At 60.0% G+C, this 13,268-nt stretch carries 13 protein-coding genes, 1 tRNA gene and 3 pseudogenes; 8 read left to right on the forward strand and 9 right to left on the reverse strand.

Annotated features, from left to right (window positions below; all coding sequences use genetic code 11):
• Positions 1 to 36 precede the first annotated feature (36 nt).
• Positions 37 to 112 (forward strand) — tRNA-Lys (locus BCR55_RS04110).
• Between the two features lie 286 nt (positions 113 to 398).
• Here BCR55_RS04110 and BCR55_RS04115 read toward each other — a convergent pair.
• From BCR55_RS04115 to BCR55_RS04130, 8 genes and pseudogenes are all read right to left on the reverse strand, one after another.
• Positions 399 to 650, reverse strand: a complete 252-nt coding sequence (locus BCR55_RS04115; protein WP_065494908.1) for a PAAR domain-containing protein — start codon at positions 648 to 650, stop codon at positions 399 to 401.
• A 12-nt stretch (positions 651 to 662) separates the two neighbouring features.
• Entirely contained in the window at positions 663 to 1,382 is a 720-nt protein-coding gene (locus tag BCR55_RS30105; protein WP_208449861.1) for a hypothetical protein, read from the reverse strand.
• Positions 1,383 to 1,464: 82 nt separating this feature from the next.
• Positions 1,465 to 1,821, reverse strand: a complete 357-nt coding sequence (locus tag BCR55_RS04120) for a lysozyme inhibitor LprI family protein (protein WP_065494909.1) — start codon at positions 1,819 to 1,821, stop codon at positions 1,465 to 1,467.
• A gap of 9 nt (positions 1,822 to 1,830) precedes the next feature.
• Positions 1,831 to 2,238 (reverse strand): annotated as a pseudogene (locus tag BCR55_RS32205) (hypothetical protein); the annotation flags it as partial.
• A gap of 32 nt (positions 2,239 to 2,270) precedes the next feature.
• Positions 2,271 to 2,921 carry a hypothetical protein gene (locus BCR55_RS30110; RefSeq protein WP_254661818.1) on the reverse strand — a complete coding sequence of 217 codons (651 nt, stop codon included), beginning with the start codon at positions 2,919 to 2,921 and terminating at the stop codon, positions 2,271 to 2,273.
• An 8-nt stretch (positions 2,922 to 2,929) separates the two neighbouring features.
• Positions 2,930 to 4,219 (reverse strand): annotated as a pseudogene (locus BCR55_RS33250) (glycoside hydrolase family 108 protein); the annotation flags it as partial.
• Positions 4,218 to 4,871, reverse strand: a pseudogene (locus BCR55_RS30125) (phage late control D family protein); the annotation flags it as partial. The pseudogenes BCR55_RS33250 and BCR55_RS30125, both read right to left, overlap by 2 nt.
• Before the next feature lie 541 nt (positions 4,872 to 5,412).
• A complete protein-coding gene (locus tag BCR55_RS04130; RefSeq protein WP_065494217.1) occupies positions 5,413 to 6,363 on the reverse strand; it encodes an AraC family transcriptional regulator in 951 nt (316 codons plus the stop codon).
• 129 nt (positions 6,364 to 6,492) lie between these two features.
• Between BCR55_RS04130 and BCR55_RS04135 the strand changes: the two genes are divergently transcribed.
• The 7 genes from BCR55_RS04135 (at position 6,493) to BCR55_RS04165 (ending at position 12,325) form a co-directional block, all read left to right on the forward strand.
• On the forward strand, positions 6,493 to 6,822 hold the full coding sequence (locus tag BCR55_RS04135) for a carboxymuconolactone decarboxylase family protein (RefSeq protein WP_006401580.1): 330 nt from the start codon (positions 6,493 to 6,495) through the stop codon (positions 6,820 to 6,822).
• A 97-nt stretch (positions 6,823 to 6,919) separates the two neighbouring features.
• Positions 6,920 to 7,753 carry a class II glutamine amidotransferase gene (locus BCR55_RS04140; protein WP_012214048.1) on the forward strand — a complete coding sequence of 278 codons (834 nt, stop codon included), beginning with the start codon at positions 6,920 to 6,922 and terminating at the stop codon, positions 7,751 to 7,753.
• Positions 7,754 to 7,955: 202 nt separating this feature from the next.
• On the forward strand, positions 7,956 to 9,017 hold the full coding sequence (gene rfbB, locus BCR55_RS04145; RefSeq protein WP_065494218.1) for a dTDP-glucose 4,6-dehydratase: 1,062 nt from the start codon (positions 7,956 to 7,958) through the stop codon (positions 9,015 to 9,017).
• An 11-nt stretch (positions 9,018 to 9,028) separates the two neighbouring features.
• Positions 9,029 to 9,922 (forward strand): glucose-1-phosphate thymidylyltransferase RfbA, encoded by an 894-nt coding sequence (rfbA, locus tag BCR55_RS04150; protein ID WP_065494219.1) that lies wholly within the window; start codon positions 9,029 to 9,031, stop codon positions 9,920 to 9,922.
• Complete coding sequence (gene rfbC / locus BCR55_RS04155) at positions 9,907 to 10,458, forward strand: dTDP-4-dehydrorhamnose 3,5-epimerase (RefSeq protein ID WP_048805208.1); 552 nt, start codon at positions 9,907 to 9,909, stop codon at positions 10,456 to 10,458. The genes rfbA and rfbC overlap by 16 nt, the downstream gene beginning before the upstream one ends.
• Before the next feature lie 8 nt (positions 10,459 to 10,466).
• Complete coding sequence (gene rfbD / locus BCR55_RS04160; RefSeq protein WP_065494220.1) at positions 10,467 to 11,378, forward strand: dTDP-4-dehydrorhamnose reductase; 912 nt, start codon at positions 10,467 to 10,469, stop codon at positions 11,376 to 11,378.
• Positions 11,379 to 11,512: 134 nt separating this feature from the next.
• Positions 11,513 to 12,325 carry a mechanosensitive ion channel family protein gene (locus BCR55_RS04165; protein ID WP_065494221.1) on the forward strand — a complete coding sequence of 271 codons (813 nt, stop codon included), beginning with the start codon at positions 11,513 to 11,515 and terminating at the stop codon, positions 12,323 to 12,325.
• A 189-nt stretch (positions 12,326 to 12,514) separates the two neighbouring features.
• Here the strand turns inward: BCR55_RS04165 and BCR55_RS04170 are convergent, their stop codons facing one another.
• The gene (locus tag BCR55_RS04170; RefSeq protein WP_006401587.1) at positions 12,515 to 13,198 is read right to left on the reverse strand and encodes a DedA family protein; all 684 of its coding nucleotides are present in this window, start codon (positions 13,196 to 13,198) and stop codon (positions 12,515 to 12,517) included.
• Positions 13,199 to 13,268: the final 70 nt, after the last annotated feature.

The raw sequence follows: 13,268 nt of genomic DNA on the forward strand, positions 1-13,268 counted from the left end.
GAACCCACAATCCGTCGCTATAATCTTTTGCTCTTTGGGTCGTTAGCTCAGTTGGTAGAGCAGCGGACTTTTAATCCGTTGGTCGCAGGTTCGAATCCTGCACGGCCTACCAAAGAATTCAAGGACTTACATCGCTTCGGCGTGTAAGTCCTTTTCTATTTCCGGCGTCTGTGGGTGGTTCTTATCCACATCCACATCGGTCCATATCGCTGACGATGTGCTTCCTTGGCGCTTCGGTGCGTTACCGCAGCCGGTAGCCCCATTCAATTTGGTCGTTGACTCATGAGAAGCGACCTACATCAGCCCTCCCGGCGCGCGACGAATCGAGTTGCTCGATCTGACGGACGCGCTTCTCGGTGCTCCGACTGAACTGCATGCGGCGCAACGCCGCAAGCGGATTAGACCAGACTCGAAATCAGATGACAGCCGCACGTAGCGCGATGGCCGTGGCGCGCGATCGGAATGCCGTCGTCCGTTATCGATGAGTCGCCCTCTTCAATGAGGTTCGGTGATACGTCGGGGTGCTGCGGGCAAGAAACGCGATCGCCCTTGCGAGCAACATAGCGACCATCGAAACGCATGGTGGCGGAGCCCGTTTCCACCTTCCCGCCGTGGTCGGTGTCGTCGCCGATGCGGATTAGGTTCATCACGATAAGCACCGTTTAAGGATACATATATTCAGTGTGGTGTCCGACAAATTTATCGCCAACAAACTCGAAACAAAAATTCCCCTCTTCAAACGCCCTATATACCAATATTGCACCACTAATGCACACTTTGTTGCTTTTAAGGGAATAGCTGATCTTTCCTTCGTCCTTGGCAACCGATCGTCCACGCATAAACCCGGAAAAAGCATCTATCGGAAGTGGATATACCACACCGGTCTTAGTGTCGATAGCGACAACCGATCTCTGATGATATTCCTTGAACTCAGGATAGGCTAAAATAATATAATGACCATTGAAGTTCGCCGATTTATCCCTAAGCACATCATTATATGCCGCAACATGTTTTTCGTCGCAAAAGTCGATTGGACTGTACTGAAATGAACACTTCGTCAACTCCGATGTTGCGTAGGATATTTTCACCTCAGTGTATGCGTGATTGCTTTCAGAAATCACGCTAGATTGTTTTGCGAAAACCGCGAAGGATAAAATCGCACAGATAGTGACAGCAAACTTTTTAATCAATTTCATCACCCGCTTTTCCCACGTCGACCTTTGGATTCCTTCAAGCATTTCTCGAAGCTGATTATTGATGCCGTACTGCCATCGTGACGGGCAGTTGCAAGCTGTTCCACTATTCAGCGAGTTTGGTGACACGTCGATATGCCCCGGGCAGGAACCGCTATCGCCTTTGCAGGCAGCCACGACCGTTGACACGCGTCGTTCTCGAGCAGGTTTCCACCTTGTCGCCATGTTCGGTGTCGCCGACGATACAGATCAGGTTCATCACACCGATTCCCTATCGCCCCAGAAGGGTCTTTAAATAATCAACACGCTGCTTGGTGATCGCATACAGGCAGTCTTTCGTGATCAATGCTGGGCCGACGCCTTGGGATTGCGACGCCTCGGCTGCCACATAACCTCTACACTGCTTTTCCCTATAATTCAGCCAAGCCTTCTGAGACTGCTCAAACTCGCTCTTGTATTGGGTTGACGAATATATTTTCTTATAGATTTCGTTAAGGTCTTTTTTCGCCTCATCCAGCGCTCGATCAACACAAGACAAATCACTATAAGCATTCCCACCGTTATCGCACGCTTCAGCGAACGAGGCGAGCGGAAACAGCAAGAATGTCAAAAGAACAATATTTCTCATGGCGATATCAATATATCCGTCATGGTTGACGTCGATCGCCTTCTCCAGCGTCGTGATCAGCGCGCTGCCGTTGACGGTCGCCGCACTCGTCTCGAACTCGGTTTTGTCTTCGTCGACCAGGGACTGCTCGGCCACGTAAATGTAGCGCTTCTGCATGTCGAGCGGCTTGATGCTGCTGTTATCGACGAGTTCGAAGCCCGGCCAGTCACACGGTCCACACGTGCGCACGAGCGGATGCTCCTGCTCGCACACCCAGCCTTCACGTGTGCCGCCATCCTTGGTGCCGATCGTCACGTAATACCAGCGCCGCCCCTTCTCGTCCTTTGCACTGCTCTTGTCCAGATCGGCGATGCGCAACACGTCGCGGAAATCCGCGCCCGGCCCTCTCGCGCTCGAGATGTTCAGCGGGAAATCCTTTCAGCCGGCCACGATGTCATCTTCGCTCCGGGCTATGGACATGCGTTAACGGTGCCACACTCAAGCCAGCGCTCTATAGTCCTTCCGTCCTTCGCGGTATATCTGATTTTCCAAAATTTTAGATTCTCTGAAATATTCAATAGCTCAACCTCATCGCCCTTTATTAGATATGCCTTTGATTTACTTTTTCTTGCCGGCCCCAAATATAAGTACGCCCGATTAGTGACCACCATTTTATTCTTAGACGCCCTTTCACTCTTCGTTAGAAAAACATCGAATGGACCATAGAAAAAATCACCATCCGGATTTTTTACAACCTTCCAGTGCAATTCGCCGTTATTTAACGAAATATCTGCGATCCCGTTCCTTGCGCCAAAAAACGAGAAGAAATTGATCGTGGCCTGCAATCCGCCCGCCGATATTACGCCACCCAAATTACTCACCCCCTCCGGATCGCAATCAATTCTCCGACCTTCTTCAGTGATAAAGCAATAGCTGCCCGTAATTTTATTGCTTGAAGATTCGTGCAATTTAATGACAAAAGTGGAATAAGGCCTCCCCCCTTCGTGTTGCGTAGAAACATACCTCCATTCGCCAAGAAGTGGGCTTACCTCACTTCGAGCCCCTTGCGCGATCGCCGTGCCCAATCCAATAAGAAGGCACAGACCAATAAAAATTTGCATCAATCTATTCATAATTTCACCTGAAGACAATCGTTAACACGGTCGAGCCATCCTTTCAAAAAAACGGCCTGACTGGAATCATTGTCGACCAACATCCTGTAATATTTTCGGCGAATGTCCGCGATATCCTGGAGCAATTGGTCCTGGTCTTGAACCTTGTTTATCGCTTTGATCGTGGAGGGCCCAAGACCGCCATCTTCGCTCACACCAGCTCCGTATTTTGAATTGAGCATTTTTTGAATTTGCCTCACTGCGCCGCCAGATGTAATCGTCCAATCGTATGTCATAACAGCAACGCGGTCGTCACGGAATTGGCAAAATCCTTTTGGCTCCCAAAATCTCTTTAAGTAAATTACCTCTGCTTGACTCTCGGTGAGCGCCTTTAGATTTTCGGCAGTTGGCTCAACCCCAAGATCTTCCTTGGCATATTTCTGCCACGTCAGCCAGGCTATCCCTCTATTTGTGAGTCCGCCTTTATCGTTTTTGTTGTTCACAATTCCGCCCTCGTGCTTCAGAATAATTTTAGATATCTTCTTGAAGCGGGCAGCGCAATCGCCACAACCCTCTTCGCCTTTTTGGGCGAAGTTTCCAATTAGCCCAATTGGATGAAAGTGCCACGGATTGGGCTCCTTCGGAAACCCTTCAACGCCGACCACCTGCTCCCACCACTGCAATTTCCCGATCCGCTCGATCTCGGCCTTCCACAGCCACAGCAGCTTCTTCATCAGCGGCGACAACGCTTCCCACTTGCCAAGACCACCGCCCCACTCGCTCTCGCAGCGCACGACGATATGGGACAGCGCTTCCGCCGTCCAGCGGATTTCCTGGGCATGCTTGAGTTCCTGCGCAGTGACCTTTCCGTCATGGTTGACGTCGATCGCCTTCTCCAGCTTCGTGATCAGTGCGCTGCCGTTGACGGTCGCCGCACTCGTTTCGAATTCGGTTTTGTCTTCGTCGACCAGGAACTGCTCGGCCACGTAAATGTAGCGCTTCAGCATATCGAGAGGCTTGATGCTGCTGTTGTCGACGAGTTCGAATCCCGGCCAGTCCCAGGGTCCGCACGTGCGCACGAGCGGATGCTCCTGGTCGCACACCCAGCCCTCACGTGTGCCGCCATCCTTGGTGCCGATCGTCACGTAATACCAGCGCCGCCCCTTGTCGTCCTTTGCACTGCTCTTGTCCAGATCGGCGATGCGCAACACGTCGCGGAAATCCGCGCCCGGCCCTTTCGCGTTCGAGATGTTCAGCGGGAAATCCTTCCAACCGGCCACAATTGCATTGGTTGTCGTATTGGCAATCCTCCTCCGCGCCGGCACGACTGAATTTCATTTCCGGCTTCGGCAACGACGGCCCGAAATAGAGGTCGTCCATCACTACGACCTGATGCGACTTGCCGTCCTTCGCGAAATCGAAGCGCGCAAACACCCCGACTTCTTCCATGCTGCGGTGCACGAAGTTCCAGTCCGTTTCCCACTGCACGCGGTGCGAATATGAGCGAATTGCTCCACGCAGCTCGGATCTGTATTGACCGTTGGACTGTGGATGCTTGTCGAACACGTCGGCGAGAATCTGCCAGCCGCCGGCTTCCTGCCAGTCGCGGCGATCGCTGCTGAGCTTGAGGAAACTCAGCCAGGACGCAAAACGCAGTTGAAAATATGACAGCGCGCCGTCGCTTCCCAAACGGCGAACCTGCTGCACGTAGCCGTGAATCGGCAGATACGCGCCGTCGGTCTGGCGAATCCAGAGTGTCACCGGCTGCAGCATCAAGGCATTGAGCTTGATTTTGTCGCCGACGACCGACGATGCGTCGACAGTCACCTCGAAATTGCGCCCGAGCCGTGCGTTGATTTTCACATAAAGCGGCACGAGCCAGTCGTTACCCAGCGGAGTGTCGAGTTTGACGATGCGATCGAACTGCGCGTAGCCGCCGCGCAGCACATTGAGCAGGATTTCCCAGCCATGCGATTTCCCCGTCGCGGGAAGCACGCCGACGATTGCTCTCAGACAATGCGGCGCGCCCATTAGTGTCATAGATTGAATGCAAATCGAAAGGCATCGGCCGTTCAATCAATCGCGAAGCATAGCAAACGATGGCGACCGTGCAATGAGTGTAAGGACTCGAAATAGCCAGCGGCACTCTTGGCATTCCTGGAGTTGCCGTTGTCACTCGGAACGCGTGCATACCGTAGATTAGTGACGCCGCAGGCCGCCTTAGCCCCAAAATGCTGAGTAATTCGGTGCGCAATTTGCGGCTCGAACGCAATACTGTGGATCGGTCGATCGAATTGACGCTAAATAATCGCGTGACCGCTCAGTAATGCGCCAAACCCCCGAGCACTGCGATCCCCGATGCAGTTGCGAACGCGAACGACGGTTGCTGAATGGATTTCCGGTCTCTGTTTTCCTCTGTCTGCTGTCGGAAACGATTCCGCCTGACTGCCGCCCGGCATGCCAAGGCCCTATCGTCGAACCGCCATTCGCACCGCCGCCCCTACACGCCCCTCCACGCCCGCCGCCACCTCCCAGGCGTCGTACCGAGCACCGCACGAAACGCCTTCCCGAACGCCGCCTCCGACTGATACCCCACCGCCTGCCCGATTTCCGCCTGTCCGCGCTGCGTCTCCCGCAGCAGCGTGCACGCATGCATCATCCGGATCTGCGCGACAAACGCACCGACGCTCATCCCCGCCTTCTCGCGAAAATGCCGCGCATAGGTCGCACGCGACATCGCGACGGCGTCGCCGAGCGACTCGACCGTCCACGGCTTCGCCGGCGCCTGCAGCACGGCCAGAACCGACGGGCCGAGCCGCGCGTCGGCCGCGACTGCGAGCCAGCCCGACGGCATCCGCGTATCGCGCCCGTACGCGCGCAGCGCATACGCGAGCAACGCCTGCCCGAGCGCATTCACGATCGCCCGCGCGCCCGGCTGCGCGCTCGACGCCTCGCTGCGCAGCGCATCCGTCAGCCACTGCAGCGGCGGCGCCGTCGCGAGCCCGTCGCGCAAACCCACGTGCAGCATGCGCGGCAGCGTCCGCATCAGCAATTCTCCGGCGCCGCGTGCGTAGACGAAGCGTCCGCAGAGCAGATCCACGCTCGCGCGATCCCGGTCGGCTGCCCCCAGATTCGACTTGATCGGCAGCACCGTGCCGCCGTCGCGGTCCGGCTCGCGCAACGGCGCGGTGGCGCGCGACCGGACCGCGATCGCGTCGAGCAGATCGTGCGCGTCGCCGCCCGGCAGCAACACGAAGTCGCCTTCGGCCAGTTGCAACGTACGGCCGCCGGCGGTACGCAGCCGGCAACTGCCCGCCAGCACCAGATGAAAGGCCGCCTCGCCGGGCGGCAGCGATGCGTGCGGCATTGCGAACGCGCCGTCGAGCAGACAGCGCAGATCGAGCTCGACGTGGCTGCGCCCGAGCAATAACAGTTGACTCAATGCATCCATGAGACGATTGCGCTAAAAATCGACACTGTAGCGTATCGAAAGCCTCAGTGCGAACGCGCAGAATAGCCCCTGCATCGCCAAGATTGCGGCTGCGGCCGCCCTCCTCACCTCTTTTCCAAAGGACGCATCATGCTGAACTGGAACGAATACCGGAAGGAACTCTCGACGCGCATCGGCGAAATCGCGAAGCTGTCGCCCGATACGCTGGCCGGCTACAAGGCGCTGTCCGGCGCCGGCGCGAAAACCGGCCATCTCGATGCGAAGACGCGCGAGCTGATCGCGCTCGCGGTCGCCGTAACGACGCGCTGCGACGGCTGTATTGCCGTGCACACCGCGGAGGCGGCGAAGCACGGCGCGACGAAGGAAGAAGTCGCCGAAGCGCTCGGCGTGGCAGTCGCGCTCAATGCCGGCGCCGCGCTCGTCTACTCCGCACGCGTGATGGACGCGATGGGCGACTGACGCGCCGCGGCCGGCGCGACGCGACGGCTTCGCGCCACGCCGGCCGCGCATGGAACTCGGCTACCATGCGCACAGATACATCGCGAAGGAGCGTTTCATGTGTCGCTGGCTCGCCTATACGGGCAACCCGATCCATCTCGAGACCGTGCTGTTTCGCGCGAAGCATTCGCTGATCGATCAGAGCCTGCATTCCGAACTCGGCGCGACGACGACCAACGGCGACGGCTTCGGCATCGGCTGGTACGGGCACCCCGACGAACTGCCGTTCCGCTATCGCTCCGTGCATCCCGCGTGGAACGATCGCAATCTGCGTGAAGCGGCGCGCGCGATCCGCTCGCCGATGTTCGTCGCGCACATCCGCGCGGCAACCGACACGCCGGTGCAGGAAACCAACTGTCATCCGTTCAGGCACGGCCGCTGGCTGTTCGTGCATAACGGACTGATTCGCGATTTCCACAAGCTGCGTCGCGATCTGACGATGAAGATCGATCCGGCGCTGTTCCCGACGCTCGAAGGCTCGACCGATTCGGAACTGATGTTCCGGCTCGCGCTGACGTACGGCCTCGAACAGGCGCCGCTGCCGGCGCTCGAGCGGATGGTCGGCATCGTCGAGGAAACCGCGGCTCGGCATCGCGTCGCCGAGCCGCTGAACATGACGATCTGCGCGACGGACGGCGAACGGATCATCGCGGTGCGCTACTCGAGCGAGCGGCAATCGCGGTCGCTGTTCCACAGCACGTCGTTCAAGCACCTGCACGCTCTGTATCCACATAATCCGCGGATCGCGGAAGCCGGCGACGATGCGTTCATGGTCGTGTCGGAACCGCTCGTCGATCTGCGCGGTGCGTGGGAGCAAGTGCCGGAGAGCACGGCGATCGTGGCGCACGGCGCGGAGGTTCGGCGTATGGGGTTTGCGCCTCGGCATAAGTAGGAGACGGATGTCGGTAAGATAAACTCGACCGTTTGACGCGAGACGGCGCCCCCGAGGGCCGCCCGCACCCCACGGTCGAGCCGGCCGGACCGGACGCCCGTTCGGCCCCGCGGTTTCTTGATATTCTTCGCGCGGCCTTGAACGGGCCTTGCCGACCATGGAGCGCGCAAGGCTCGCGTCCGCTCAACGTAAAAGGGACTACATGATATTGGTGACAGGAGGCGCAGGCTTTATCGGCGCCAACTTTGTACTCGACTGGCTGCGCGCATCCGACGAAGCCGTGCTCAACGTCGACAAACTGACCTACGCGGGCAACCTTCGTACGCTGCAGTCGCTAGAAGGCAATCCGAAGCACGTGTTTGCGCGCGTCGATATCTGCGACCGCGCTGCGCTCGACGCGCTCTTTGCGGAGCATAAGCCGCGCGCGGTGCTGCACTTCGCGGCAGAAAGCCATGTCGATCGCTCGATTCACGGCCCGGCCGATTTCGTGCAGACCAATGTGGTCGGCACCTTCACGCTGCTCGAAGCCACGCGTCAATACTGGAACGCGCTGCGCGAAGCCGACAAGGCCGCGTTCCGCTTCCTGCACGTCTCGACGGACGAAGTGTTCGGCTCGCTGTCCGCCACGGACCCGCAATTCTCCGAGACGACGCCGTACGCGCCGAACAGCCCGTACTCGGCAACCAAGGCCGGCTCCGATCATCTCGTTCGCGCATACCATCACACCTACGGCCTGCCGACGCTGACGACGAACTGCTCGAACAACTACGGCCCGTACCAGTTCCCGGAAAAACTCATTCCGCTGATGATCGCGAACGCACTCGCCGGCAAGCCGCTGCCCGTGTACGGCGACGGCCAGAACGTGCGCGACTGGCTGTATGTAGGCGACCACTGCAGCGCGATCCGTGAAGTGCTCGCGCGCGGCGTGCCGGGCGAGACGTACAACGTCGGCGGCTGGAACGAGAAGAAGAACCTCGAAGTCGTGCATACGCTGTGCGATCTGCTCGATTCGAAACGGCCGAAGGCAACGGGCTCGTATCGCGATCAGATCACGTACGTGACAGACCGCCCCGGCCACGATCGCCGCTATGCGATCGACGCGCGCAAGCTCGAGCGCGAACTGGGCTGGAAGCCGGCCGAGACGTTCGAAACGGGTCTCGCAAAGACGGTCGACTGGTATCTCGACAACCAGCAGTGGGTCGACGAAGTCGCATCGGGCGAGTACCGCAAGTGGGTCGAGACCAACTACGCGCAGCGCGCGTAAGGGTGGCAGACATGGCACGCAAAGGCATCATTCTCGCGGGCGGTTCCGGCACGCGGCTCTATCCGATCACGCATGCGGTATCGAAACAACTGCTGCCCGTGTACGACAAGCCGATGATCTACTATCCGCTGTCGACGCTGATGGTCGCGGGCATTCGCGACGTGCTGATCATCTCGACCCCGCAGGACACGCCGCGCTTCGAATCGATGCTCGGCGACGGCAGTCAGTGGGGGATGAACATCCAGTACGCGGTGCAGCCGTCGCCCGACGGTCTCGCGCAGGCGTTCATCATCGGTAAGGACTTCGTCGGTAACGATCCGTCGGCGCTGATTCTCGGCGACAACATCTTCTACGGTCACGATCTCGCCAAGCAGCTCGAGCACGCCAACGCGCAGGAGCACGGTGCGACCGTGTTTGCCTATCACGTGCACGATCCCGAGCGGTATGGCGTCGTCGAGTTCGACAAGGACTTTCGCGCGCTGTCGATCGAAGAGAAGCCGGCCAAGCCGCGTTCGCACTATGCGGTCACGGGCCTGTACTTCTACGACAACCGCGTGTGTGACATCGCGGCCGACATCAAGCCGTCCGCGCGTGGTGAACTGGAAATCACCGACGTCAATTCGCGCTACCTCGCCGATGGCACGCTGAACGTCGAGATCATGGGCCGCGGCTACGCCTGGCTCGACACCGGCACACACGATTCGCTGATCGAAGCGGCGAGCTTCATCGCGACGCTGCAGAAGCGTCAGGGGCTGGTGGTCGCGTGCCCCGAGGAAATCGCATACCGCCGCCAGTGGATCGATGCGGAACAAGTGCAGAAATTGGCCCAGCCGCTGGCGAAGAACGGCTACGGCAAATATCTGCTGAACATTCTTACGGATCAGGTTGCATGGCCATCACGGTAACTGCTACGGCACTGCCCGAAGTCAAAATCATCGAGCCGAAGGTATTCGGCGACGCGCGCGGCTACTTCTACGAAAGCTTCAACGGGCGCGAGTTCGCGGAGCAGGTCGAGCCGGGCGTCGAGTTCGTGCAGGACAACCATTCGCGCTCGGCGAAGGGTGTGCTGCGCGGGCTGCACTATCAAATCCAGCATGCGCAGGGCAAGCTCGTGCGCGTGGTCGAAGGCGAAGTGTTCGACGTAGCCGTGGACATTCGCCGCAGCTCGCCGAACTTCGGCAAGTGGGTCGGCGTGACGCTGTCGGCGGACAACCATCGGCAGCTTTGGGTGCCGCCCGGATTCGCGCACGGCTTCGTCGTGCTGTCGGAGGCGGCGCAGTTCCTCTACAAGACCACCGACTATTGGTACCCCGAGCACGAGCGCAGCATCGTGTGGAACGATCCGGACATCGGCATCGAGTGGCCGATCGATTTCGAGCCGTTGCTGGCCGCGAAGGATGCGGCAGGCAAACGGCTCGCCGAAGCCGAGTGCTTCCAGTGAGGGCCGCCGTGCAGACCTCCGATCGCAAAACGATTTTGCTGACCGGCATCAACGGCCAGGTCGGGTTCGAATTGCAGCGTACGCTGCAGGGGCTCGGCAACGTGGTCGCCCTCAATCGCAGCCGGCTCGACCTGTCGCGTCTCGATCAGGTGCGCGACGTCGTACGCGACCTGAAGCCCGATCTGATCGTGAATCCCGCCGCTTATACGGCGGTCGATCAGGCGGAGACCGACGTGGCAATGGCCACACGGCTGAATGCGGAAGCGCCGGCCGTGCTCGCGGAAGAAGCGAAGCGCATCGGCGCCGCGCTGATCCATTATTCGACGGACTACGTGTTTTCGGGCACGAAAGCAGGCCCGTACGTCGAGGACGATCCCGTCGACCCGCAAAACGTGTACGGCAGGACGAAGCTCGACGGCGAACGCGCGATCGCGGCATCGGGATGCGCGCATCTGATTTTCCGTACGAGCTGGGTCTACGGCACGCGCGGCAAGAACTTTCTGCTGACGATGCTGCGGCTCGGCGCCGAGCGCGACGAACTGAACGTCGTCGCCGACCAGATCGGCGCGCCGACGTGGTCGAATACGATCGCAACACTGACCGCGCACGTCGTCGCGCAAGCCATATCCGCCCCGATGCGCGACGAATGGTGGCATGCGCATTCGGGTATCTATCATCTGTGCGCCGCCGGCTCGACGTCGTGGCATGGCTTTGCCGAAGCGATCTTCCGCCTCGCCGATCTGGCGAAGAAGCCGGCGGTAATGCCGATTCCCGCCAGCGCATATCCGACGCCCGCGAAGCGGCCGGCCAATTCGCAGATGTCGAATGCGAAGCTCGCCGAGCATTTCGGTCTGCACGCGCCGCACTGGGAAGCGGCGCTCGCGCTCTGCATGATGCAGACGGTTCGGCATTCCGCTTAGATCGCGCGCGAAACGCGCGATTTCCCCGCGATGCAGTGCAGTCTTTAACATTTGTTGATCCTGCATCGCGGGCGCTTCGGTTATAACCATCGGTCCCCAAGCCGCCTGTCGGCCCCTTCACCCACGGAGCCCCCATGCTGAACCTGGAAACCGCCCAACAATTCCTGATGACCCGCGGCCTCGACTTCGGCCTGAACCTCCTCGCCGCGATTGCGCTCTGGTTCATCGGCCGCTGGGCGATTCACGTCGGCACACGCCTGCTCGGCAAGGTCGTGCGCCGCTCCGGCAAGGTCGACCCGACGCTCGCCGACTATCTGAGTTCCGTCGTCAGCGTGCTGCTGACGATCCTGCTGATCCTCGCCATCCTGCAGCTTTTCGGCGTGCAGACCACGTCGTTCGCCGCGCTGCTCGCCGGCCTCGGTCTCGCGATCGGTACGGCATGGGGCGGGCTGCTGTCGCATTTCGCCGCGGGCGTGTTCATGCAGGTGCTGCGCCCGTTCAAGGTCGGCGACGTGATCAGCGCGGGCGGCGTCACCGGCACGGTGAAGGAGCTCGGCCTGTTCGGCACGACGATCATCACGGCCGACAACGTCGTGACGATCGTCGGCAACAACAAGATCTTCTCGGACAACATCGCGAACTACAGCGCAACGCCGTACCGCCGCGTCGATCTGACCGCGAAGATCGCGAACGGCGTCGATGCGGTCGACGCGATCAACCGGCTGAAGGCCGCGGTCCAGAAGATTCCGAACGTGCTGACCAATCCGGCGCCCGACGTCGGCGTGCTGCAGTTCACGCCCGAAGGGCCGCTGCTGTTCGTGCGACCGTCCACGCAGCCCGCGAACTACTGGCAGGTCTACTGCGACACGCACCGCGTGATCCTCGACACGTTCCGCGACGCGCAGTACCCGACGCCCGAAACGCCGGTCGCGCATCGCAGCGCATGACGGCATCGCGACGCAAACGCGACACGCGACACGACAGCCTCCCCGAAACGACGAACGAACAAGGCGGGCGGACGGCGCGGAAAGCGGCCGCCACAAAACAAAACCCCTCGCAGTACCACGCGAGGGGTTCGTCGATCGTCGATGCGCGGCACATCGCCACGCTCGTTCACCGCACTTCCGTAGCCGGCGTCACCGCCCGCCGGTCTTCTGCGTCGTATCGGAATGCCGCCCGCGCAGGAGCTTCCATAGCGCGCCGATCGCGACCGGCACCACCGCCGCGCCGATCCCGGCCAGCACGATCACGTTCAGATACTGGCGGATGAACGGAATGTTGCCGAAGAAATAGCCGAGCAGCACGAGCAGCAGCACCCAGATCAGCGCGCCGAGCACGTTGAACAGCTGAAAGCGCGCCGCGCTCATCGCCGAAGCGCCCGCGACGAACGGTGCGAACGTGCGCACGACCGGAATGAAGCGCGCGAGCACGATCGTCTTGCCGCCGTGCTTTTCATAGAACGTGTGCGTCTTCTGCAGCGCCGCGCGATCGAGGAAGCGCTCGAGCACCGGGATGCGCGTATTGAACACCTTCGGCCCGACCCAGCGGCCGATCAGATAGTTGACGGTATTGCCGCCTATCGCCGCGACGAGCAGCAGCACGATCAGCGCACCGACATTCATTTCGCCGGTCGCGGCGAACGCGCCGCCGATGAACAGCAGCGAATCGCCGGGCAGAAACGGAAACACGACCAGCCCGGTCTCGCAGAACACGATCAGGAACAGCACCAGGTACACCCACGCGCCGTACTGCCGGATGAAATCGCCGAGGAAGGCGTCGATATGCAGGACAAGGTTGACGAAATGAAGCAGCGTATCCAAATGCGATTCCTCGAAGGCGAAAGGGCCAGACCGGCCACCGGGGTGAAAACGGCGTCCGGCAAGGCCGGCG

Source organism: Burkholderia sp. CCA53 (genome assembly GCF_001685525.1).
GTDB lineage: Bacteria > Pseudomonadota > Gammaproteobacteria > Burkholderiales > Burkholderiaceae > Burkholderia > Burkholderia multivorans.

Excerpts from the sequence above, each read along its gene's own strand:
- BCR55_RS30110 (WP_254661818.1), bottom strand. The coding sequence starts at position 2,921 with ATGCAAATTTTTATTGGTCTGTGCCTTCTTATTGGATTGGGCACGGCG.
- BCR55_RS04140 (WP_012214048.1), top strand. The coding sequence starts at position 6,920 with ATGTGTCGCTGGCTCGCCTATACGGGCAACCCGATCCATCTCGAGACC.
- BCR55_RS04135 (WP_006401580.1), top strand. The coding sequence starts at position 6,493 with ATGCTGAACTGGAACGAATACCGGAAGGAACTCTCGACGCGCATCGGC.
- rfbA (WP_065494219.1), top strand. The coding sequence starts at position 9,029 with ATGGCACGCAAAGGCATCATTCTCGCGGGCGGTTCCGGCACGCGGCTC.
- BCR55_RS04130 (WP_065494217.1), bottom strand. The coding sequence starts at position 6,363 with ATGGATGCATTGAGTCAACTGTTATTGCTCGGGCGCAGCCACGTCGAG.
- rfbB (WP_065494218.1), top strand. The coding sequence starts at position 7,956 with ATGATATTGGTGACAGGAGGCGCAGGCTTTATCGGCGCCAACTTTGTA.
- rfbC (WP_048805208.1), top strand. The coding sequence starts at position 9,907 with ATGGCCATCACGGTAACTGCTACGGCACTGCCCGAAGTCAAAATCATC.
- BCR55_RS04165 (WP_065494221.1), top strand. The coding sequence starts at position 11,513 with ATGCTGAACCTGGAAACCGCCCAACAATTCCTGATGACCCGCGGCCTC.
- BCR55_RS04120 (WP_065494909.1), bottom strand. The coding sequence starts at position 1,821 with ATGAGAAATATTGTTCTTTTGACATTCTTGCTGTTTCCGCTCGCCTCG.